Below are 22560 nucleotides of genomic sequence, written 5' to 3' on the forward strand. Positions count from 1 at the left end.
TGATGGTGCGTACGCCGCCGTCGCTGGTCGCCGCCTCCGGCCTGGTCCTGATCGGGCTGGCGGGCCCGTGCGCGGCGCAGGCGCTGCCAGCCACGCCCGGCGGCACTGTCGCCGAGCAGCGGCAATGGCTGCTGCAGCAGGTGCGCATCGGCGAGGCCAGCGGCCGTCAGGGGCTGATCGAAGATGCCCTGGCCCGGCTGCGCATGCTCGCACCGGACGACCGCAGCACCCTGGTGGCGATCCTGGAAGTGCAGCTGTCGCAGCAGAAGATGGAAGATGCCGATGCGACCCTGCAACGGCTGCGCCAGCTCGGCGCCGGCAGCCGCGAACTGGCCGCCGGTGAGCGCCTGTGGCGCGCCTATCGCGGCGACCTGCAGCAGGAACTGCAGCAGGCACGGCTGTTCGCCGCCGGTGGTCGCAGCGAGGAAGCGTTGCTGATCTACCGCCGTCTGTTCAACGACGATCCACCGGGGCTGCAGCTGGGCCTGGAGTACTGGCGCCTGCGCGGCACGCAGGCCAGCGGGCGCGATGCCGCAATCCGCGAACTGACCGCGCTGGACCGCAGTTACCCCGGCAACACCACCCTGTTGCAGACACTGTCGCAGCTGTTGTTCGCAGCCGGGCGTGATGCCGATGCGCTGGCGGCGCTGCAGCGCATGGGGCGCAATCCGGAAGCGCGCGCGCTGGCGGCCGATGCCGAATGGGGCTACCTGCAGGACCAGCCTGCCGACGAGCGCAACGTGCGCCGCCTGCAGGAGTTCATCACCCGCAACCCCACCTTCAGCGACATTGCGCTGGTGCGCGAACGCTATGCCGAACAGCACAAGCGGGTAAGCGATCCCTCCTGGCGCGCAGGCCTGCGTGGCCAGCAACTGCTCGACGCCGGTCGCAATGCAGAGGCCGAGCGCGCATTCCTGCAATCGCTGCGCGGCTATCCGCGCGAAGCGGAGTTCCTCGGTGGGCTGGGCATGGCCCTGATGCGGCAGGGGCGCCGCGAGCAGGCCATCGCCTATTTCCAGCGTGCCGTGCAGGCCACACCCGCGGGTGATACCAGCGACAGATGGCGCGACCTGATCACCAGCACCCGCTATTGGCTGCTGCTGGACCAGGCCGACACCGCGCTGGCCGCTGCCAGGCTCGATGATGCTCAGGCACTGTATTCGCAGGCGCGCCGGCAGCAGCCGCGCGAGATAAACGCCATCCTCGGCCTGGTTGATGTCGCGGTGGCGCGTGGCGACGATGAGGCCGCCGAGCGGCAGCTGCAGGCCGCGCGACGGATCGCCCCGCGCGATGCCAATGTGATCCGCAAGCTGGTGCAGCTGTATGGCCGTACCGACCCGCAGCGTCTGGAATCCTTCATCAACGCCTTGCCTGCAGCGCAGCGCACCCTGTACGCCGAAGACCTGCGCCAGCTGCAGATCAGCCGGCTGCGTGAGCGTCGTGAGCAGGCGTTGGCCGCTGGTGATGCCGATGCGGCCATCACGTTGGGGCGTGAGCTGCGCCGCGAACTGCCCGGCGATGCCTGGCTGGCGTATGCGCTGGGCAATGAACTGCGGACGGCCGGCAAGCTGGATGAAGCAGATGCGGTGGTTGCCGATATGGCCACGCGCAATGCCGGCATCGAAGCGCGTTACGCGCAGGCGCTGTACCTGTCCGGTTCCGATCGCCTGCCACAGGCGCTGGCCGTGCTTGAAGGCGTGCCGCGCGCGCAGTGGGACGATGACATGCGCGCCTTGTCAGAACGCCTGCAGCGCCAGCAGCTGATCGATCATCTGTGGGAGCTGCGCGCGCAAGGCCGGGAAGCAGAAGCCATTGCCCTGCTGCAGCAACAGCCGCCCAGCGCGGACAACCAGCTGATCCTGGCCGAGTGGGCGCGCCTGCGTGATGATCATGCACAGGCGCTGCACTACTACCAGCAGGTGCTGGCGGTGCAACCGGACAATCTCGATGCGCAGTTGGGCCAGCTGCAGGCCTGGATCGGCACCGGCGACCTGGCCAGTGCCCGTCGGCAGATGCACGACGCGCCCCCCGTGGTGGCCGATGATGCGATCGGCCAGCAACGCCAGTTGGCGACCATCTGGACCGACCTGCATGAAGACGCCAAGGCGCTGCAGATCCTGCGCGCGCTGCTTGCCCGCAAGAGCGGACCGGACGCCCAGTCCTGGCGCGATGCGGCGCGTCTTGTACGGCGCGAAGATCCGCAGCAGGCGCTGGACATGTACGCACGGGCGATGGCCGACAATGGCTTGATCGCACCGTCGCAGGCGCAGCCACGTGACAACCGCGCGTTGACCCTGGCCAGCCGCGAAACCGCCAGCGACGACTGGTTGCGGCGCAGCCTGCGCAGCGACGTGGAAACCCTGTACCAGCAGGAAAATCCGACGCTGACCGTGATGCAGGATTCCGGCCGTCGCAGCGACGGCACGCCTGGCATCTCGAAACTTGCACGCGATACCCGCATCGCCCATCTTGATGCACCGTTCGCCGGTGGCCTGGGCTGGGCGCGCATTGAACAGGTGCATTTCGATGCAGGCCGTTTCCAGACCGATGCCGACGGCGCCTACAGCGACGATTTCGGCAGCTGCGACCTGGGCCTGCTGCAGGCCGACGGCACGCAGCTGCAGGCGCCGGGCTGCACCCGCTACGTACACCAGCGGCGCAGTTCGGGTGCCGGCTTTGCCGTGGGCTGGCGCACCCTGGATGATCGCTGGAATTTTGATATCGGCCATTCGCCGTCCAACTACGTGGTGGGCAACTGGCTGGGCGGCGTCACTTTCAATGGTGACCTCGGCCGGCTGGGCTGGGGAGCGACCGTATCGCGGCGGCCGATGACCAATTCGCTGCTGTCGCAGGCTGGTGCGATCGATCCACGCAGTGGCATTGCCTGGGGCGGTGTCACCGCCAATGGCGTGACCGTCAGCCTCGGCTATGACGAAGGTGGACGCAACGGCGTGTGGTCGAACTGGAGCTGGCACCAGCTGACCGGTCACAACGTGGTGGACAACACCCGCGCGCGGGCGATGGTTGGCTGGTACCACAAGCTGATCCAACGCCCGGACATGCGCCTGGATGTGGGAACCACCGCGATGTATTGGCGCTACCAGAAGGACCTGGGCGGCTATTCGCTGGGTCAGGGCGGCTACTACAGCCCGCAGCGCTATGCGTCGCTGAGCCTTCCGGTGGGCTTCGCCTGGCGCAACGACGACTGGTCGGTGCGCGTTGATGGTTCGGTCAGCGTCTCCAATGCACGCACCCGCTCGATCAGCCGCTTCCCCGACGAGGCCCTCATCCAGCGCGTGATCGCACAGCTGGAACCGCAGTACGGTCCGCTGCAACTGGACCCGGATGGCCTGTACACCACCGATGGCAGCAGTACCGGTACGGGCTATCGCCTGTACGCGGCAGTAGAGCGGCGCGTGGGTGATCACGTCGTGCTGGGTGCGGCCGGTACCCTCCAGCGCAGCCGCGATTTTTCGCCGAACACGTTCCAGTTGTACCTGCGCTATTCCTTCAAACCGTGGCAGGGCAACCTGCCGTTGCCCGTCTCTCCGCTGGTGCCGTATGGCGAATTCCGCTGACCTGCAACGCCGCCGTCTGCTGCAGGCGACAGTCCTGCTGCCGCTGCTGGGCAGCGCCGGCGTTCGCGCGGCCACCACAGCATCGCGTTGGCCGGCCTGGCAGGTGCTGCAGGACAGCAGCCTGAGCCGCGATGGGCGCATGATCGACCGCAGCCAGGAGGATCAGCGCAGCACATCGGAGGGCCAGTCCTATGCACTGTTCTTCGCGCTGGTCGACAACGATCCTGCACTGTTCGACCGCATCCTGGCCTGGACGCAGGACAATCTCGCAGGCGGTGACATGGCCGCGCGCCTGCCAGGCTGGTTGTGGGGGCAGGGCAAGGAAGGCTGGCGCCTGCTGGACGACAATCCTGCATCCGATTCGGACCTGTGGCTCGCCTACGCACTGCTGGAAGCTGCACGCCTGTGGCGCCGCCCCGCGCTGCAGGCCATCGCCGAAGGCATGCTGGCACAGGTGCGCGCGCGCGAAATCGTGCAGATACCCACGCTGGGGCCGATGCTGCTGCCGGGGCCGCAGGGATTCATCGAAGACGGCGCCACCCGGGTCAATCCGAGCTACCTGCCGCTGCCGTTGCTGCGGCGATTCGCATCGGTTGATCGCAGCGGCCCCTGGCAGGCGCTGGCCGACAACACCGTGGCCCTGCTGCAGCAGACCAGTCCGCATGGGTTCGCGCCGGACTGGGCCGCGTGGAAGGACGGCAGCTTCATCGTCGATCCGGTGAAAGGGGCTGTGGGTGGCTACGACGCCATCCGCTGTTACACCTGGGCCGGCATGACTGCGCCGCGCGATCCCTTGTTCCGTCGCCAGCTCACCGCTCTGTCCGGCCCTCTGCAGCGCCTGCGCAGCGGTGCGCCGATGTGGGAGAAAATCGACACGCGTACCGGCAAAGGGCAGGGCGAGGGCAACTACGGTTTCCGTGCCGCACTGCTGCCCTACCTGCTGGCACAGGGTGAAACATCCCGCGCCGCGGTGCTGCTTGAAAGCCTGCCCAGCGCCGAACAGCAGCGTGCTGGCGAGCCCGCGTACTATTCGCAGATGCTCACCCTGTTCGGTCGCGGCTGGGCGGAAGGCCGCTGGCGTTTCGCTGCCGACGGACGCCTGCAGCCGCGCTGGTGATGCAACGGCCGGGCGATGCCCGGCGGGCCCATCAACAGGTGATCACTCCAGCGCGTAACGCAGCACGAACAACACCGCCACCAGCCACACTGCCGGATGCACCTCGCGCCAGCGGCCGGTGCCGGCCTTCAGCGCGGCATAGGCAATGAAGCCGAACGCCAGGCCGTTGGCGATGGAATAGGTGAACGGCATCGCCAGCGCACACAGCGCGGCGGGTACGGATTCGGTCAGGTCGCTCCAGTCCACTTCCACCAGTTCGCGCAGCATCAGTCCGGCCACGAACAGCAGCGCCGGCGCGGTGGCATAGCCGGGCACCATCGCCGCCAGCGGCGAGAACAACAGCGCGGCCAGGAACAACGCAGCCACCACCAGAGCGGTCAAACCGGTACGGCCACCCACCTGCACGCCAGAGGCGCTTTCGGCGAAGGCGGTGGTGCTGCTGGTGCCCAGCAGCGAGCCGGCCACAATCGCCGTGCTGTCGGCCAGCAGCGCGCGGCCGAACCGCTTCTGCGCACCCGGCAGTTTCAGCAGGCCGGCACGGCCGACCACGCCATACAACGTGCCGGTGGCATCGAACACTTCCACCAGCACGAACACCAGCACCACCTGCAGCAGCACGGCGATCGGCGCGCCGCCGTTGTGGTGCAGCAGGCCGGGCAGGTCCAGCTGCAGGAAGGTCGGCGCCAGGCTCGGCGGCAACGACACCAGCCCGTGGTACTGCAGATCGCCCAACGCCCAGCCGGCCGCGGTCACCGCCAGGATGCCGATCAGGATCGCACCGCGCACACGCCGCGCCTCCAGGATCGCGATCAGCAGGAAGCCGCCCAGTGCCAGCAGCGGCGGCGCGGTATTGAGCGGGCCCAGCGCCACCAGCGTGTCCTCGTTGCCGATGATCACGCCGGATTTCTGCAGCGCGATGATGGCCAGGAACAGGCCGATGCCGGCCACGATCGCCGACCGCAACGACGCCGGAATGCCCGACACCAGCCACGCGCGCACGCCAGTCAGCGACAGCACCAGGAACACCAGGCCCGAAATGAACACCGCCGCCAGCGCCTGCTGCCAGGGCAGCCCGGCAGCGCCGACCACGGTGAAGGCGAAGAACGCATTCAAGCCCATGCCCGGCGCCATGCCCACCGGGAAGTTGGCCGCCAGCGCCATCACCACCGAGCCCAGCGCCGCGGCCAGGCAGGTGGCCACGAACACCGCCCCAGCATCCATGCCGGTGGTGCCCAGGATCTCGGGATTGACGAAGACGATGTAGGACATCGTCAGGAAGGTGGTGACACCGGCCAGCAGTTCGGTGCGCACGGTGGTGCCGTGCTGCTGCAGCTGGAACAGGCGTTCGAACAGGGACATCGCAGATCTCTCGTACCTGCACGCCCTGCCGCCCGAAGGACCGGCGGGTGCGTCGCCAGGCGGTTAGAAGTGGTAGTTCAACTTCAGCGTAACGCTGCTGTAGTTGGTATGGAAGCTGCGTCGCGCCGCAGCCGGGTAGTTGGGATCTTCCAGGTAAACCGGGCTGGAGCCCAGATGGGTGTAACGGTACTCCGCACCCGCCGAAAGCTGGTCGCTGAAGCGGTACAGCACGCCTGCGCCGACGTTCGCGCCGGTGGATACATGGGACGCGCGGGTTTCGAATTCGGCCACGCGGCAGCCGTTGGTGGCCTCCACCAGCGACTTGTCGCAGCCCAGCGAAAACTCCTGGCGGGCCACGCTCACGCCGGCGCTGACGTACGGAAGCCACTGGCCCGCCGCGTAACCCAGCGTCAGGTTGACTGCGCCCGAACGGGTCACCGCATCCTTGCCGTAGTAGGGGCTGTACTGGTGGTTGTCGCGGTCCTTCCACTCCTGGGTGATGTTGCCGAAGGAAAGGGTGCCTTCGATCCCGGCAACCACATTGTTGTCGAACTGCCAGTTGCGGCCGGCCTGCAGCCCGCCAGCAAAGCCGCGGATGCTCTTTTCAGAGGCATTGGCATTGCTGCGGTCCTGGCTGTGGCCTTCGCCATGGCTGGCATGGGCACCCAGGTAGATGCCTTCCCAGTTCGCCGGCGCGGCCGCGGCAGTGCCCGACAGCAGCAGCGCTGCCGTGGTGGAGATCAGTGCTTTCATGGTGTTTTCCTACGAGGGGGATGAATCGGGTGCGTAGGAAAACCGAAGCGTTGGGCCGGGAACATACAACGAGTTGCAAAGTACGGAGGATGCCGTGTGCGACAAGGAATCAACACTGCTTTACACGTGCAGCCTTCAGCCGGGTGGCGTTGAAGCGCGTCGCGAAAGGGTCAAAAGCGTCAATAAAAATCGATTGCAGCCCATGAAAGGCGAAAGGCCGCGCGAGCGCGGCCTTTCGTTCTTGCTTACTTCAGCGCCTTGAAGCGCAGGCGCTTCGGCGCAGCGTCGTCGCCCATGCGGCGGCGCTTGTCTTCTTCGTACTCGCGGTAGTTGCCCTGGAAGAACTCCACGTGCGAATCGCCTTCGAACGCCAGGATGTGGGTCGCGATGCGATCCAGGAACCAGCGGTCATGCGAAATGACGAACGTGTTGCCCGGGAACTCCAGCAGCGCATCTTCCAGCGCACGCAGGGTTTCGATGTCCAGATCGTTGGACGGTTCGTCGAGCAGCAGCACGTTGCCACCCTGCAGCAGGGTCTTGGCCATGTGCAGGCGGCCACGCTCACCACCGGACAGCGAACCGACCATCTTCTGCTGGTCCTGGCCCTTGAAGTTGAAGCGGCCGATATAGGCGCGCGACTGGATCTCGATGCCGTTGATGTTGAGGATGTCCAGGCCGCCCGCGATTTCCTGGAACACGCTGTGGTTGCCTTCCAGCGCGTCGCGGCTCTGGTCCACGTAGGACAGCTGCACGGTCGGGCCGACCACGATCTCGCCGGTGTCCGGCTTTTCCTGGCCGGTGATCATCTTGAACAGGGTCGACTTACCGGCACCGTTGGGGCCGATGATGCCGACGATGGCGCCCGAGGGCACCAGGAAGTTCAGGTTGTCGAACAGCAGGCGGTCGCCGAACTTCTTGGAGACGTTCTTGAATTCCATCACCGCCTGGCCCAGGCGCTCGCCCGGCGGGATGAAGATTTCATTGGTCTCGTTGCGCTTCTGGTAATCGACCGACTGCAGCTCTTCCAGGCGGGCCAGACGGGCCTTGCCCTTGGTGCGGCCGCCCTTGGCGTTCTGGCGCGACCACTCCAGTTCCTTCTGGATCGCCTTCTGGCGAGCCTTTTCCTGGTTGTCTTCCTGCTTCAGGCGCTCATCCTTCTGGGTCAGCCAGTCGGTGTAGTTGCCCTTCCACGGAATGCCGCGGCCACGGTCCAGTTCCAGGATCCACTCGGCGGCGTTGTCCAGGAAGTAGCGATCATGGGTGACCGCCACGACGGTGCCGGTGTAGCGCGCCAGGAACTGTTCCAGCCATTCCACCGACTCGGCGTCGAGGTGGTTGGTCGGTTCGTCGAGCAGCAGCATGTCCGGCTTCTGCAGCAGCAGGCGGCACAGCGCCACACGGCGCTTTTCACCACCGGACAGCTTGCCGACGATGGCATCCCACGGCGGCAGGCGCAGCGCATCGGCGGCCACGTCCAGCTGGTTTTCCAGCGTGTGCGCATCGCCGGCGGCGAGGATCGCCTCCAGGCGCTCCTGTTCCTTGGCCAGCGCGTCGAAATCGGCGCCTTCTTCGGCATAGGCGGCGTAGACCGCGTCCAGCGCAGCCTGTGCCTGCAGCACTTCGCCCACGCCTTCTTCAACCGCTTCACGCACGGTCTTGGTCGGGTCCAGCTCCGGTTCCTGCGCCAGGTAGCCAACCTTGATGCCGGCCTGCGGACGGGCTTCGCCCTCGAAATCGGTGTCCACGCCGGCCATGATCTTCAGCACGGTGGACTTGCCGGCGCCGTTCAGGCCCAGCAGGCCGATCTTCGCGCCCGGGAAGAAGGACAGCGAGATGTCCTTGATGATCTGCCGCTTGGGCGGGACCACCTTGGACACGCGGTTCATGGTGTAGATGTATTGCGAGGACATGAGGTCTCCGTAGGCGCGACCCTGCGCCCGGTCCGTCACGGGGAACTTCCCGTTGCGGCAGCGGGCACAGACTGAATGGAATACCCCCAATTATAGCCGGAACCGCTTACGCCCCGCGCCGTCCGCAGCGCCCGGGGCTGGCCGAGGACTGAATGGGCCGTCACAGTCCCGCAGCGGGAAGCGTTTCCAGCCGGAAACCGTTCAGATCGAATGCGCAATATGGGCTCACCACCCACCCAGCAGAGGTCTCCCATGCACATCCATCGACTCATGGCCGGCGCCGTGGCCTCTGTACTGGCGCTGGGCGCCATCGCCCCGGCCTTCGCCGACAACGACCACCGTGGTCGCGACCATGACCGCCGTGAATGGCGCGAAGATCGCCGCGAGTGGCGCCACGACCGTCGCGACTGGGAACGCGACCGCCGCGAAGCGCGCCGTGACTACCGCCACGACCGCCGCTACGACCATGGCTACTACCGCCCGGCACCGCCGCCGCCGCGCGTGGTCTACAGCCCGGGCTACCGGCCCGGCTATGGCTATGGCTGGCAGCGCGGCCACCGCTATCGCGATTACTACCGCGGCCCGATCTACGTGGTGAACGACTACCCGCGCTACCACCTGCGCCGCCCGCCGTCCGGCCACCACTGGATCCGCGATGACCGCGGCAACATGCTGCTGGTGGCCGTGGCAACCGGCATCATCGCCGACTACATCATCAACAACCGTTGATGCAGCGCCAGGGTCGGATCCCTTTCCAACGGAAAGGGCTCTGACCCCACACCGCCATTCGACACCATACGGGGCCGGATTCGTTCGTCGAATCCGGCCCCGGTCGTTTCGGCCCCAGCAGGCCGGGGCGGGGCTACAATCAAGGGCTGAGCCGCATCCCTTTCCCCGCCTGCTGGAGTAACCGATGTTCCCGCGTGACGTCCGCATCGAAACCTACGATCCCGAACTGGCCAAGGCCATCGCCGCCGAAACCCAGCGCCAGGAAGACCACGTCGAGCTGATCGCCAGCGAGAACTACACCAGCCCGGCGGTGATGGAAGCCCAGGGCAGCCAGCTGACAAACAAGTACGCCGAAGGCTACCCGGGCAAGCGCTACTACGGCGGCTGCGAGTACGTGGACATCGCCGAACAGCTGGCGATCGACCGCCTCAAGCAGCTGTTCGGTGCCGACTACGCCAACGTGCAGCCGCACAGCGGTTCGCAGGCCAACCAGGCCGTGTACTTCGCGCTGCTGCAGCCGGGCGACACCATCCTCGGCATGAGCCTGGCCCACGGCGGCCACCTCACCCACGGTGCCAAGGTCAACGCCTCGGGCAAGCTGTTCAACGCCGTGCAGTACGGCGTCAACGACCAGGGCCTGATCGATTACGACGAAGTCGAGCGCCTGGCCCTGGAGCACAAGCCGAAGATGGTCGTGGCCGGCTTCTCGGCCTACTCGCAGGTGATCGACTGGGCGCGCTTCCGCGCCATCGCCGACAAGGTCGGTGCCTACCTGTTCGTCGACATGGCGCACGTCGCCGGCCTGGTTGCTGCTGGCGTCTACCCGAGCCCGCTGGAACATGCGCACGTGGTCACCTCGACCACCCACAAGACCCTGCGCGGCCCGCGCGGCGGCATCATCGTCGCCAAGGGCGCCGACGAAGACCTGGTCAAGAAGCTGCAGTCGATCGTGTTCCCGGGCATCCAGGGCGGTCCGCTGATGCACGTCATCGCCGGCAAGGCCGTGGCCTTCAAGGAAGCGCTGGAGCCGGGCTTCAAGACCTACCAGCAGCAGGTGGTGAAGAACGCGCAGGCGATGGCCAACACGCTCATCGCACGCGGCTACAAGATCGTCTCCGGTGGCACCCAGAACCACCTGATGCTGGTCGACATGATCGGCAAGGACGTGTCCGGCAAGGACGCGGAAGCCGCACTGGGCAAGGCCCATATCACCGTCAACAAGAACTCGGTGCCGAACGACCCGCGTTCGCCGTTCGTGACCTCGGGCCTGCGCCTGGGCACCCCGGCGGTGACCACCCGCGGTTACCTGGAACAGGACTGCGTGGACCTGGCCAACTGGATCGCCGACGTGCTCGACGCCCCGGCCGATGAGGCCGTGATCGCCCGCGTGCGTGATGCGGTCAGCGCGCAGTGCCGCAAGTACCCGGTCTACGGTTGATCGGGCACTGGGGTCGGAGCCCTTCCCTGTGGGAAGGGTTCTGACCCCGGCACCGGAGTACCCGCGCATGGATGAGCGCCGCCTCAGGTATCTCTATGCAGCCTTGGCTGTGCTCTTCGGCCTGCCCAGCCTGGTAGGCGGCGGGGCCGCAGCGATGCTGCTGCTGTTGATGGGCCTGGGCCAGTTTGGTCACGGCACCCTGGCATCGGTGACGCTGATGCCGCTGTGGGGCCTGGCCGGCCTGGCCGGCTGCCTGGCCTGGCTGTGGCTCAGTGCGGGTTACCTGATGCACGGACGTGCCGGCCTGCGGGTGCGGCCGGTCTGGTGGTGGATGTTGCTGGCCGGAGGTCTGGCCGCCTTGCCGCCGCTGGGGCTGGCGGCGTGGTGGAGCGTCAAGGTTCACGCCGAAGGCTTCGGACTGCTGCTGCTGGGGCCGTCGATGCTGGTCCCGGCCGCCATGCTGTTGTGGCTGCGACCATGCACGTGAAGCAAGCGGCCAGCAAGGAGATTCGAACGCATGGATGAGCGCCTGCACAAACGCCTGTATATCGCCCAATGCCTGCTGCTGGGGTTGCCTGCACTGGTGGCCGGTGGCGGCGTCGCCGGCTTCGGTATCTACACCTTCCTGACGCGCCACGGCCTGATGCGCGGCGACGAAGGGGCGGTGCTGTTGCTGTGGGCGCTGGCGGGTGTGATCGGCTTGCTGGCCTGGTTGTGGCTCAGCATCCGCTACCTGCGGCTAGGGCGCGATGGCCTGCGGCGCACCGCCCGTATTCCCTGGATCGGCTTGGCGCTGGGCGCCATGGCGGCGCTGGCGGTGATCGGCGTGGTGCTTTTCAGCTTGTTTGCCGGCAGCCCCTGGCAGGTACTGGGCTATCTGGTGCTGGGCGTGCCGCTGCTGGTGCCGGCTGCGCATCTGGTGTGGTTGCGTCGCGCTCCGGGCCTTGCCGGACAAGGCTGATTGCCGCCTGCATTTGCTGCAAAACCCCTTCTCAGGTACCGTTGCGACGCTACCACGACCGTGGCAGCAGGTATTTCCCTGAGCCAGGCGTTCAATGCATTGCCCCTTCTGCCAGCATGCCGATACACGGGTCATCGACTCGCGCGTCTCCGAAGACGGCGCGACGATTCGCCGTCGGCGTGAGTGCGAGGCGTGCAACGAGCGCTTCAGTACGCTGGAAACCGTTGAACTGAAGCTGCCGGCCATCGTCAAGAGCGATGGCACCCGTGAAGCCTTCGATGCCCGCAAGGTCCGCGCCGGCTTTGACCGCGCGCTGCAGAAGCGTGCGGTGCCGGAAGAGAAGATTGAAGCGGCGGTGCGCGCAGTGGTGCATCAGCTGCGCATCAGCGGCGAACGCGAAGTGCCGTCGATCAAAGTGGGCGAGTTCGTGATGAACGAACTGCGCAAGCTTGACCATGTCGGTTATGTGCGTTTCGCTTCGGTCTATCGCAGCTTTGAGGATGTCGCCGATTTCCGCGAGGAAATCGAGAAGCTCGAACGCGACCTGCCTTCCAGCACCGAGCAGCTGCAACTGCTGGGCGATGTGATTGCCCTGACCAAGAAAAAGAAGGGCTGACGGCCTCTGCTTCGGTAGCCGCCAACCTTGGTTGGCGCCGTGTCGCCCATCCACGCATGGCGTGGATCTACTGGGCTCTGCCAACCTTGGTTGGCGCCGTGCCGCCCATCCACGCATGGCGTGGATCTACTGGGCCTTGGCTGGCACCGTGCTGACGGCGGTACCATGGCGGCATGAGCATATCGTTCACCGTTCTTGACCACCTGCACATGGCTGCCGCATTGCGGCTTGCCGAGCGCGGTGCCTATACCACCCGTCCCAATCCGATGGTCGGCTGTGTGATCGCCCATGGCGAGCGCGTGGTCGGGCAGGGCTGGCACCAGCGCGCTGGCGGCCCGCATGCCGAAGTGTTCGCCCTGCGCGAAGCCGGCAGCGACGCGCGTGGTGCCACCGCCTACGTCACCCTGGAACCCTGCGCGCATTACGGCCGCACGCCGCCGTGCGCACTGGCGCTGATCGAAGCCGGCGTGTCGCGCGTGGTCGCGGCGATGCGCGACCCGTTCCCGAAAGTCGATGGCGGTGGTTTCGACCTGCTGCGCGACGCCGGCATCGAGGTCGCCGAGGGCTTGATGGCGGCGCAGGCGCGCGAACTCAACAAGGGCTTCCTGTCGCGCGTGGAGCGCGGTCGTCCGTGGCTGCGGGTGAAGCTGGCCGCCAGCCTCGATGGCCGTACCGCGATGGCCGACGGCAGCTCGAAGTGGATCACCGGCCCCGCCGCTCGCGAAGATGTGCAGCACTGGCGCGCGCGCGCTGGCGCGATCCTCACCGGCGCCGACACCGTCATCGCCGACGACCCGATGCTGACCGTGCGCCTGGCTGACACTGAAGTCATGCCGCCCCTGCGCGTCGTCCTCGATTCCCGCCTGCGCTCGCTGGAATGCAGCCGTGTGCGCGAGGGTGGGGCGCCCACGCTGTACCTGCACGATGCAATGATCAGCCCGCCCGACGCCGCCGACGCGGCCTTTGCCAGCGTAGCCGTCCGCCACGGTCGCCTTGATCTGGGCGCGGTGTTGGCACTGCTGGCCGAGCGCGGCATCAACGAGGTGCACACCGAAGCCGGTGCAACCCTGGCTGGCGCGCTGGTGCGTGGTGGCTGGGTCGACGAACTGCTGATGTACCAGGCGCCAACACTGCTGGGCGACAGCGGCCGCCCGTTGCTGGCCGACCTCGGCATTGACGTGATGGACCAACAGCGCCGCCTGCGCGTGGTCGACCAGCGCCAGGTGGGTGAGGATCTGCGGTTGCTGCTGCGGCCATGAAGAAGGGGACGGAGGGGATTACGTCGTTTGTGGCAAAAACGCCGTAATCCCCTCCGTCCCCTTTTTCAGTTCAACGATCCTCGCCAGGCGGGTGCTCGTTCCACTCGAAGAACGGCAGGAACGCATCGGCCAGTTCGCCCATCAGCGGCGAGGGGTTCTGTACGCGCCAGGCGCCGCCGTCATGATCGCGCTCGAAGGAAACGGTGATGATCCTCTCCCGGTCCGGTGCCGTCGCGATCATCTGCGTATACGTCGTAGCCAGTTCGCTCGCCATCTGCGGTGGATGTGGTCCGTTGAATGGCACCGGGTGCTGCCGATAGACGGGCAGCAGGGCCGTCAGGTCCGGCAGGTGGCAACGGTAGTCAACATCGGCAATGTCTGCCTGCGGATGGTGCACGCTGCCGACATTGCATCGCACCGAGGTCTGGCGCCTGCGCAGGGCCGCGGCGGCCTGCGGCCAATCGGCCATTTCAGGCGCCTGCTCCAGGTGGCTTACGCTCGCCAGCGCCGCCGCGATCGCCGGGCCCTTGGCTGTATCCAGATAGCGGCCCAGCTCGGCCTGGGCGGCGGTATCGCCGTGCACGATCACCTGTGCGTACAGCTCGAACACGTGTCCGGGCGTCGGCACAGGCGGCGCCGCCAGTGCCGCAACCGGGGCCAGCAATGCAGCCAGTCCCAGTCGCTTCAGCGCAGTGAACTCACGCGCACGCATCGGTCCACATCATCTCGGCCATCGGACGCAGTGCCTTGCACTCCTGCGTCATTTCCTCGGCCGACATCACCTGCGTCTTGGCCTTCAACTCTTCGGTCATCGCATCCACACCGCTGATCTGGTCCGGTGCGATCTTCGCCACGCAGCTGCGGTGCTGCTGCAGCAGCAGATCGCAGGCCGGCACGCCGGTCACCTTCGGTGCCTTGGCTGCTTCAACGTCCTGCATCCAGCCATCGAACGGCGCCAGCGCATCCAGCACCGGGCCCACCAGATCATCGAAGTTGCTGCTGTACCAGTAGCTCTTGTCCTTGGCGGTGTACAGGGTGAGGGTGCCGGTCATGGCCTTGCGCGGGCCACTCTGCAGGGCCTGGGTATAGGCCTCGGTGAAGCGCGCGCGCGGAGCCTTGTCCTCACCCGTCAGGCTGGCCAGGAACAACGGCTGCACGCTGCCCAGGTCGGCCAGCTGGCAGCTGAAATCGACCTTGGCGATCTTCTGGTCGTCCACGAATTCGTTGTCTTCCACCGTGCTGCGCGTGGCACGGCACTGCGAGGCCTTCAGCACCTTGGCGTACATCGCTTCCGCCGCTGCAGGATCGCCCTTCACTCCGGCCACGTCCAGCACGATCTGCCACGGCTCGGCCAACGCCTGGGCCATCATGCCCGGCACCGGCGTTACCGAGTCCTGGCCGTCGAAGGCCGGCTTCAATGCATCGTTTAGCGTGCGCGTGGCGGCGGCATCGTCTTCCAGCAATGCGCGTGCGTACAGATCGAAGGTCTGTTCGGGGCTCAGCTGCGCCGGGGCAGCCGCGGCGAACAACGGGGCGCACAGCAGTGCGGTGGCCAGCAGGCCGCGGATCGGGGTCTTCATGACGGTGTTCCTGTTCCAGAGGGCGGCAAGCCTAGCGCAATTGTCATTGCATTCGATGGCGTGCCGCAGCCAAGCATATTGCGCGCGACGGCCAACAAAAAACGGGCCCCTTGCGGGACCCGTTCGATCGCACGACGAGGATCGGGCAATCAGAAGCTGGCGCGCACGCCGGCCGAGTACTGGGTGACGTCGCGGTAGCCGGAGATCTCGCCCACCAGGCCCCAGGTCCGGGTGAAGTTGATCTGGCCGCCGACGGTGCCGACCCAGGTGCCCTTGAATTCGTTGCCGCCGTCCATGTAACCGGCCTTGATCCAGGCTTCGGTCATGCGCGAAGGCTTGCCACGCAGGCCCATGGTGGCGCGCACCAGGTTGGTGTGGTCCTTCACGCTGAAGCGGCCGTAGTCCACGTCCTTGACGGTGATTTCAGCCTGCTGGCGGACCCAGGCGATGTCGGCGGTGTAGTCGACGCGGTCGCTGAAGGGCATGTGGTAACCGATGCCCAGCTCCGGCTGGTTCAGCTTGAGCTTCATCGAGCCGTAGTCGTAGTCGTACGACTTGCTGCCGTAGTTCCAGCCGCCGAACACGTGCACCTGCTCGGCCAGCGCGATCGAACCGCGCACGTAGCCACCATCAACCTTCGGGTCGTTGAACACGTCGTCGTCGGTCTTGACCTGGGTCCAGCCGCCTTCGACGTAGGTGTAGCTCAGGGCGTCGGCGGAGGCCGAGAACGGGGCAGCGGCCAGCAGGGCGGCCACGATCAGGATCTTGCGCATGGGAATTCCTGTGAATTTCAGTCCATTGGCGGCCCACCTGTGCGGCAGTCCGTGGCGACCTCATGTCGTCCGACCGCCGATTTTAATGAAAGTTTTACGAAATGCGAGCGACGGCCGTCACAGGCTCGGACGCGCCCGGGTGGGGTCAGAGCCCTTCCGGCGGAAAGGGATCCGACCCCCGGGGGCATCCGGCCCCGTTCAGCCCGGGCTGTTACACTTGGCGGGCCGGTTCGCCGGTACACAAACGTCTTCAGGGCGGGGTGCAATTCCCCACCGGCGGTAGGTGCGCAAGCACGAGCCCGCGAGCGCCCCGGCCTTACCGTCGGGGGTCAGCAGATCCGGTCCAATGCCGGAGCCGACGGTCATAGTCCGGATGAAAGAAGACGGTGCCACAGGGCCTTTGCGGCCCTGCGCCCGCCTGTTTGCCTTGCGGCGTTTTTCGCTCACTTTTCGCGGAGAACGTTACTTGTTTACTGGAATCATCGAAGGCGTCGGCCGTCTGGCCGCACGCGAATCCATCGGCGGCGATGTCCGCTTCACCTTCAACGTCGGCAGCCTGCCGTTCGACAACGTGCAGATGGGCGAGAGCATCGCCATCAACGGCGTCTGCCTCACCGTCATCGCGTTCGACGCCGGCAGCTTCCAGGCCGATGCGTCCACCGAGACCCTGGGCCTGACCACGCTGGGCCAACTGGCCGAAGGTGCGGTCATCAACCTCGAACGTGCCATGCGCCCGACCGACCGCCTCGGCGGCCATCTGGTCAGCGGCCACGTCGACGGCCTCGGCCAGGTCCTGTCCATCCATGAAGATGCGCGTGCCCAGCGCTGGCGTTTCGCCGCGCCGGCCGCCCTGCGCCGTTACATCGCCAAGAAGGGCTCGATCTGCGTGGACGGTGTCAGCCTCACCGTCAACGAAGTGGACGAGGAAGGCTTTGAAGTGGCGCTGATCCCGCACACCGTGGCCAATACCGCGTTCTCCGCCACCGGCGTGGGCAGCGCGGTCAACCTGGAAATCGATCTGGTCGCTCGTTATGTCGAGCGGTTGATCGGAGTGCCGACCAACGGTCAGCACCCACAGGGAGATACCCCATGAACTTCGCCCCCATTCCCGACATCCTGGAAGACATCCGCCTCGGTCGCATGGTCGTCATCGTCGATGACGAAGACCGCGAGAACGAAGGCGACCTGATCATGGCCGCCGAGCTGGTCAAGGCCAGCGACATCAACTTCATGGTCACCCATGGCCGCGGCCTGGTGTGCCTGCCGCTCACCCGCACCCGCGCCGCCGACCTCGGCCTGGCGCCGATGGTGCAGGCCAATACCGCGCAGTTCCAGACCAACTTCACCGTCAGCATCGAAGCGGCCGAGGGCGTGACCACCGGCATCTCGGCACACGACCGCGCGCACACCATCCGCACCGCGGTGAAGCCCAATGCCAAGCCGTCGGACCTGCACCAGCCGGGCCACATCTTCCCGCTGATCGCCCAGCCGGGTGGCGTGCTGACCCGCGCCGGCCACACCGAAGCCGGCGTCGACCTGGCCATGCTGGCCGGGCTGGAACCGGCCGGCGTGCTGGTGGAGATCCTCAACCCGGACGGCAGCATGGCGCGCCGCCCGGAGCTGGAAGTGTTCGCCCGCGAGCACGGCCTGAAGATGGGCTCCATCGCCGACCTGATCGCCTATCGCCTGGCCACCGAAAAGACCGTCGAGCGCGTGGACGAGCGTGATATCGACACCGAGTTCGGCCCGTTCAAGCTGGTCACCTACCGCGACCGCATCGCCCACGACCTGCATTTCGCCCTGGTTCGCGGCACCCCGGATGCGGACACGCCCACCCTGGTGCGCGTGCAGGTGGAAAACCCGCTGGCCGACCTGCTGCACTGGCGCCGCGATGACTTCGGCGTGGCGGCCACCGATGCCCTGCGCGCGATCGCCGCCGAAGGCAGTGGCGTGATGGTAGTGCTGTCGGCCCCGCGCGACGGCGAAGCGATGTTGGCCCGCCTGCGCCAGCAGCCGGCGCCGGTGGTGCCGGGCAAGGACAAGGATGTGGGCCAGTGGCGCCGCAACGGTGCCGGCGCGCAGATCCTGTCCGACCTGGGCCTGGGCAAGCTGCGCGTGCTGGGCACGCCCCGCCGCCAGATCGGACTGGCCGGGTACGGCCTTGAAGTGGTGGAGACGGTCACCCCGTAACCCGCTCGGTGTGCCGACCAACGGTCGGCACCCACAAAGGGGCGGCCCACTGCAGCTGGTGGGTGCCGACCGTTGGTCGGCACGCCCCGGGCCCCCGCCAGCCACGGCCGGGGCCCATCCACGGTAGAATTACCCCTTAATCGAATCCCAAGCCGCATATGAGCCACTACGAAGGCGATCTTCGCACTCCCGAATCGGCGCGCTTCGCCATCCTGGCCAGCCGCTGGAACGCCCGCATCACCGATGTGCTGGTTGCTGGCGCCCGCCAGAGCCTGGCCGGCAACGGCATTGCCGAAGCCAACATCGACGTGATCCGCGTGCCGGGTGCCTGGGAGCTGCCGCTGGTCGCCGCGCGCCTGGCCGCCGCCCACGAACACGCCGCCATCCTCACCCTGGGCTGCGTGATCCGTGGCGACACCCGCCACTACGAACACGTGGCCGACCGCTGTGCCGAAGGCCTGATGCGCGTGCAGCTGGACTTCGGCGTGCCGGTGCTGAACGGCGTGCTGGCCGTGGAGCGCGTGGAAGATGCCGAGGCCCGCGCAGGCGGCAGCCACGGCAACAAGGGCGAGGAAGTCGCGCTCGCCGCATTGGAAATGGTCAACCTTCTGGAGCAGCTGCCATGAACAAGAACACCCAGGGCAAGCCCTCCGGTAAACCCGTCCGCCGCGATGGCATCGATCCGGTGCTGCGCTCGCGCGCGCGCCGTCGTGCCGTGCAGGCCATCTATGCCTGGCAGATCTCCGGCGGCAACGGCCAGTCGCTGATCGCCCAGTTCGCCCACGAACAGGCCCGCGAAATCGCCGACCTGGCGTACTTCGAAGCGCTGGTGCATGGCGTGCTCGACAACCGTCGCGACATCGACGAAGCCTTCGGTCCGTACCTGGACCGTGGCATCGACGAAGTGGACGCGATCGAACGCGCCGTGCTGCGCCTTGCCGGTTACGAACTGCGTTACCGCCTGGACGTGCCGTACCGCGTGGTGATCAACGAAGCCATCGAATCGGCCAAGCGCTTTGGTTCCGAACATGGCCACACCTACGTCAACGGCGTGCTGGATCGTGCCGCCGTGGAATGGCGCAAGGTCGAATCGGGTCACTGACCCGCCTGTGGTAACGCCGGCCGCTGGCCGGCAACTGCAGGGATTCTGAGGTTGCCGGCCTGCGGCCGGCACTACCGCCCACCGCGCACGGCGCGGCACGTACAAACGCGGGAGCGCCCCATGTCCCTGGCCGAATTCGCCCTCATCGACCGCATCCGCGCCCGCACCGTCGAGCGCGACGACATCGTGCTCGGCATCGGCGACGACGCTGCGCTGCTGCAGCCGCGCCCGAACGAGCAACTGGTGGTCACCGCCGACACGCTCAACAGCGGCGTGCATTTCCCGGCCGAGACCCCGGCGTTCGACATCGGCTGGAAGACGCTGGCCGTCAACCTGTCCGACCTCGCCGCGATGGGCGCGCGCCCGGCCTGGTGCACGCTGGCGCTGTCGCTGCCCGAAGCCAGCGAAGACTGGATCGATGCCTTCGCCGATGGCTTCTTCGCGCTGGCCGACCAGCACGACATCGCCCTGATCGGCGGTGACACCACGCGTGGCCCCCTGTCGCTGTCGGTTACCGCGATGGGCCAGGTGTCACGCGGCCAGGCGCTGCGTCGTGATCGCGCACAGATTGGCGATGACATCTGGGTCAGCGGCACCCTCGGCGATGCTGCCGGTGCGCTGCGCCTGTGGCAGCAGGGCGCATTGAACGTCACTGCCGCCACCTTGCTGGCCGACTACGAAACCCTGCGCCTGCGCCTGCTGCGTCCCACCCCGCGCGTCACCCTGGGCCTGCGGCTGCGTGCATTCGCGCATGCCGCCGTGGACATCTCCGATGGCCTGCTGGCCGACCTGGGCCACATCGCTGCACGCAGCGGCGTACGCGCCGAAGTCGACGCCGATGCATTGCCGATGTCGTCGGCACTGCGCGAACTGCTCGGTCGTGACGGCGCCCGTGATTGCGCGCTGCACGGCGGCGACGACTACGAACTGTGCTTCACCGCCGCCGCCGACCAGCGCGACGCGCTGCACTACGTGGCCGAATCGCTGGACGTGCCGATCACCCGCATCGGCCGCATCATGGAAGGGCAGGGCGTGCACACCGAAGGCCACGACGGCCCGAGCGGATACGAGCATTTCGCCTGATACACGAGAACGCCGGGCATGGTCCGGCGCCACCGCGTTGCTCTGGTAGGTGCCAACCTTGGTTGGCACGGATGTGTCAGGCCTTCGTGCCGACACTGCGTCGACCAAGGTCGACGCCTACCCAAACGCCGGGCATGGCCCGGGGCTAACGCGTTGCTCTGGTAGGTGCCAACCTTGGTTGGCACGGATGTGTCAGGGTTGCGCGCCAACGCTGCGTCGACCAAGGTCGACGCCTACCAGAACGCCGGGCATGGCCCGGCGCTACCGTGTTGCTCTGGTAGGTGCCAACTTTGGTTGGCACGGATATGTCAGGCCTTCGTGCCGACGCTGCGTCGACCAAGGTCGACGCCTACCAACGCGGGGCACATCGGCGTTGCCCGGCGTAACCTTTAAACGTGCGGAACGGGTGCGCCAAAGCGGTTGCCGCCCGGCGTGCTGGGCAGCAGCAGGAACACCAGCAGCACCAAGCCTGCAAACGGGACCATTGCCAACAGCAGCCACCAGCCCGAGCGATCGGTATCGTGCAGGCGACGAACGGTGGCAGCAATGCCGGGCAATGCGAAGGCCAGCCACATCACCAAGCTCAACCCGCTCGATGCCAGGATGAGGCCCTGAGAACCGCTGTAGCCGGCATAGAAACTCACAATGTAAAGCGGGATCGAAACGATCACGATGAACAGCTGGAACCACCAGAACTCGCTGCGGCTGGCACGGCCACTGAACTGTGCATAGCGCTTCAGTGGAGCCATCATCTTGTGCATCGGTACACTCCTTGGAAAGAAGCGCGCACTATCGGCTCCAGGATGGATATGAGCCATAGAAATCATTGCGAATGAGAGCGGCATTCAATTCAACCAGGCGCTCCCCCATAGATCTCAACGTGAGGGGCTCACGCCACCCGCAACTGCGTACGCGCCGAAGTCGATGCCGATGCATTGCCGATGTCGTCGGTACTGCGCGCTGCACTACGTCGCCGAATCGCTGAGCGTGCCGACCACCCGCATCGGCCGCATCATGGAAGGGCAAGGCGTGCACACCGAAGGCCACGACGGCCCGAGCGGATACGAGCGGAGACGAGCACTTCGCCTGAGTGCGGCAGGGATTTGTGTCCTGCCGGTACGCGGCTGCGGGCAGGGGGCCTTGGTGGCCGGCCATGCTGGCAGCACGGGCGATGAGCATTTAGGAATCCTCCGAATTCGACGCTGCGCGCTTCGGCTTACAACTATTTTCATAGCCGGGCGTTTGACGCGACGACACACTTCACGCTCCTGAAAACGAGCGGTGCCATGTCACGTGTCGTCCATGTCCTGCTGCTGTGTGCGCTGGCTTTCCCCAGTCACGCCAGCGCACCGCAGATCAATGTCGGCGTCCTCTTCGACTACCTGCAGCCCGGCAGCAGCAACCTGCTCAAACGCATCCGCAATACCGGCGCCGGCACCGCCTATGTCCGGGTGGAAGTGGCAGAGATCGTTTTCGATGCCGATGACAAGCCCGTCGAAGTTCCGGTGGATGCGCCATCGCTGGTGCGCAACGCGCCTGGGGCGCATGGGGTCATTGCCAGTCCCAGCCGCCTGATCATCGCAGGCAACGGCCAGCAGGCCACACGTCTGGTGTATCGGGGCCTGCGCGACGAGGAACGCTACTACCGCCTGCGCTTCGTGCCGGTGGCGCCCAGTGCCGAGGAATTCTCGCTCAGCGAGGAACAGGCACAGCAGGCCGCAGAGCTTTCCTCGGCCATCCGCGTGTTCACCGGCTTCGGCACCGTGCTGTTCATCGCGCCACAACACCCGCGCTATGACACGCGCATCGAGTCCGGCCAGATCCACAACCACGGCAACGCCACCATTGTTCTGGAAAACCTGCGCCAGTGCGAGCGGGCCAAGGTCGACGCCTGTATGCCCGGAATCATCGTGCACGTACGCCCCGGCCGCTCTCACGTGCTGGCGTCTGACGATACGCATTTCATCCGTTACGACCTGAAGGAGGGCGAACGCCAGCGCAGCATCGACAGCCGCCGCTGACCGTCCGTCCCCCACCAACGCCATTGTCCCGCCCGGGCCCGCCAGGAGTCCGATGGGACAGCTTTGCCCTTGTCCTGGCTTTTGTACCCAC

Annotated in this window: 21 protein-coding genes and 1 riboswitch; of the genes, 14 read left to right on the forward strand and 7 right to left on the reverse strand. The window is 66.6% G+C overall.

What is annotated here, in order from left to right; all coding sequences use genetic code 11:
• Window positions 1–2: 2 nt before the first annotated feature.
• Both bcsC and bcsZ read left to right on the forward strand, forming a co-directional pair.
• On the forward strand, window positions 3–3578 hold the full coding sequence (bcsC, locus tag J2X70_RS11820) for a cellulose synthase complex outer membrane protein BcsC (protein WP_309910473.1): 3576 nt from the start codon (window positions 3–5) through the stop codon (window positions 3576–3578).
• Window positions 3562–4695 carry a cellulose synthase complex periplasmic endoglucanase BcsZ gene (gene bcsZ, locus J2X70_RS11825; protein ID WP_309910475.1) on the forward strand — a complete coding sequence of 378 codons (1134 nt, stop codon included), beginning with the start codon at window positions 3562–3564 and terminating at the stop codon, window positions 4693–4695. The genes bcsC and bcsZ overlap by 17 nt, the downstream gene beginning before the upstream one ends.
• Window positions 4696–4737: 42 nt before the next feature.
• Here bcsZ and J2X70_RS11830 read toward each other — a convergent pair whose 3' ends face one another.
• From J2X70_RS11830 to ettA, 3 genes are all read right to left on the reverse strand, one after another.
• On the reverse strand, window positions 4738–6054 hold the full coding sequence (locus J2X70_RS11830; RefSeq protein ID WP_025876668.1) for an NCS2 family permease: 1317 nt from the start codon (window positions 6052–6054) through the stop codon (window positions 4738–4740).
• Window positions 6055–6117: 63 nt separating this feature from the next.
• On the reverse strand, window positions 6118–6807 hold the full coding sequence (locus J2X70_RS11835; RefSeq protein ID WP_025876666.1) for an outer membrane beta-barrel protein: 690 nt from the start codon (window positions 6805–6807) through the stop codon (window positions 6118–6120).
• Window positions 6808–7052: 245 nt separating this feature from the next.
• Complete coding sequence (gene ettA / locus J2X70_RS11840) at window positions 7053–8717, reverse strand: energy-dependent translational throttle protein EttA (protein WP_025876664.1); 1665 nt, start codon at window positions 8715–8717, stop codon at window positions 7053–7055.
• 252 nt (window positions 8718–8969) lie between these two features.
• On the opposite strand from ettA, the gene J2X70_RS11845 reads away from it, so the two are divergent.
• From J2X70_RS11845 to ribD, 6 genes are all read left to right on the forward strand, one after another.
• Entirely contained in the window at window positions 8970–9446 is a 477-nt protein-coding gene (locus J2X70_RS11845) for an RcnB family protein (protein ID WP_025876662.1), read from the forward strand.
• Between the two features lie 184 nt (window positions 9447–9630).
• Window positions 9631–10884 carry a serine hydroxymethyltransferase gene (gene glyA / locus J2X70_RS11850; RefSeq protein ID WP_088101079.1) on the forward strand — a complete coding sequence of 418 codons (1254 nt, stop codon included), beginning with the start codon at window positions 9631–9633 and terminating at the stop codon, window positions 10882–10884.
• Between the two features lie 67 nt (window positions 10885–10951).
• Window positions 10952–11371: a hypothetical protein gene (locus J2X70_RS11855; protein ID WP_140228003.1), complete on the forward strand. Its 420-nt coding sequence runs from the start codon at window positions 10952–10954 to the stop codon at window positions 11369–11371.
• Between the two features lie 30 nt (window positions 11372–11401).
• Window positions 11402–11845 carry a hypothetical protein gene (locus J2X70_RS11860; protein WP_025876656.1) on the forward strand — a complete coding sequence of 148 codons (444 nt, stop codon included), beginning with the start codon at window positions 11402–11404 and terminating at the stop codon, window positions 11843–11845.
• 94 nt (window positions 11846–11939) lie between these two features.
• Window positions 11940–12461, forward strand: coding sequence for a transcriptional regulator NrdR (gene nrdR / locus J2X70_RS11865; protein ID WP_025876654.1), 522 nt, complete (start codon window positions 11940–11942; stop codon window positions 12459–12461).
• A 173-nt stretch (window positions 12462–12634) separates the two neighbouring features.
• Entirely contained in the window at window positions 12635–13720 is a 1086-nt protein-coding gene (gene ribD / locus J2X70_RS11870; RefSeq protein ID WP_309910480.1) for a bifunctional diaminohydroxyphosphoribosylaminopyrimidine deaminase/5-amino-6-(5-phosphoribosylamino)uracil reductase RibD, read from the forward strand.
• 70 nt (window positions 13721–13790) lie between these two features.
• Here the strand turns inward: ribD and J2X70_RS11875 are convergent, their stop codons facing one another.
• The 3 genes from J2X70_RS11875 to J2X70_RS11885 all read right to left on the reverse strand — a co-directional run bounded on the left by J2X70_RS11875 (window position 13791) and on the right by J2X70_RS11885 (window position 16073).
• A complete protein-coding gene (locus J2X70_RS11875; protein WP_309910482.1) occupies window positions 13791–14432 on the reverse strand; it encodes a hypothetical protein in 642 nt (213 codons plus the stop codon).
• Window positions 14419–15300, reverse strand: a complete 882-nt coding sequence (locus J2X70_RS11880) for a hypothetical protein (RefSeq protein ID WP_309910483.1) — start codon at window positions 15298–15300, stop codon at window positions 14419–14421. The genes J2X70_RS11875 and J2X70_RS11880 overlap by 14 nt, the downstream gene beginning before the upstream one ends.
• Window positions 15301–15449: 149 nt before the next feature.
• On the reverse strand, window positions 15450–16073 hold the full coding sequence (locus tag J2X70_RS11885) for an outer membrane beta-barrel protein (RefSeq protein WP_025876645.1): 624 nt from the start codon (window positions 16071–16073) through the stop codon (window positions 15450–15452).
• 242 nt (window positions 16074–16315) lie between these two features.
• A riboswitch (FMN riboswitch) is annotated at window positions 16316–16462 on the forward strand.
• A 77-nt stretch (window positions 16463–16539) separates the two neighbouring features.
• Here J2X70_RS11885 and J2X70_RS11890 point away from each other — a divergent pair.
• The 5 genes from J2X70_RS11890 to thiL all read left to right on the forward strand — a co-directional run bounded on the left by J2X70_RS11890 (window position 16540) and on the right by thiL (window position 20448).
• Window positions 16540–17166: a riboflavin synthase gene (locus tag J2X70_RS11890; protein ID WP_099782812.1), complete on the forward strand. Its 627-nt coding sequence runs from the start codon at window positions 16540–16542 to the stop codon at window positions 17164–17166.
• Window positions 17163–18263, forward strand: coding sequence for a 3,4-dihydroxy-2-butanone-4-phosphate synthase (ribB, locus tag J2X70_RS11895; RefSeq protein ID WP_309910486.1), 1101 nt, complete (start codon window positions 17163–17165; stop codon window positions 18261–18263). The genes J2X70_RS11890 and ribB overlap by 4 nt, the downstream gene beginning before the upstream one ends.
• A gap of 158 nt (window positions 18264–18421) precedes the next feature.
• A complete protein-coding gene (gene ribH, locus J2X70_RS11900) occupies window positions 18422–18889 on the forward strand; it encodes a 6,7-dimethyl-8-ribityllumazine synthase (RefSeq protein ID WP_025876639.1) in 468 nt (155 codons plus the stop codon).
• Window positions 18886–19365 (forward strand): transcription antitermination factor NusB, encoded by a 480-nt coding sequence (gene nusB / locus J2X70_RS11905; RefSeq protein WP_025876637.1) that lies wholly within the window; start codon window positions 18886–18888, stop codon window positions 19363–19365. The genes ribH and nusB overlap by 4 nt, the downstream gene beginning before the upstream one ends.
• A gap of 120 nt (window positions 19366–19485) precedes the next feature.
• Window positions 19486–20448, forward strand: coding sequence for a thiamine-phosphate kinase (gene thiL, locus J2X70_RS11910; RefSeq protein WP_051562411.1), 963 nt, complete (start codon window positions 19486–19488; stop codon window positions 20446–20448).
• A gap of 389 nt (window positions 20449–20837) precedes the next feature.
• Here thiL and J2X70_RS11915 read toward each other — a convergent pair whose 3' ends face one another.
• Window positions 20838–21209 (reverse strand): DUF805 domain-containing protein, encoded by a 372-nt coding sequence (locus J2X70_RS11915; RefSeq protein ID WP_025876633.1) that lies wholly within the window; start codon window positions 21207–21209, stop codon window positions 20838–20840.
• Between the two features lie 525 nt (window positions 21210–21734).
• Here J2X70_RS11915 and J2X70_RS11920 point away from each other — a divergent pair.
• The gene (locus J2X70_RS11920) at window positions 21735–22469 is read left to right on the forward strand and encodes a CS1 fimbrial subunit B flags: Precursor (RefSeq protein WP_309910489.1); all 735 of its coding nucleotides are present in this window, start codon (window positions 21735–21737) and stop codon (window positions 22467–22469) included.
• Window positions 22470–22560 lie beyond the last annotated feature (91 nt).

Source organism: Stenotrophomonas sp. 1337, assembly GCF_031455455.1.
GTDB lineage: Bacteria > Pseudomonadota > Gammaproteobacteria > Xanthomonadales > Xanthomonadaceae > Stenotrophomonas > Stenotrophomonas indicatrix.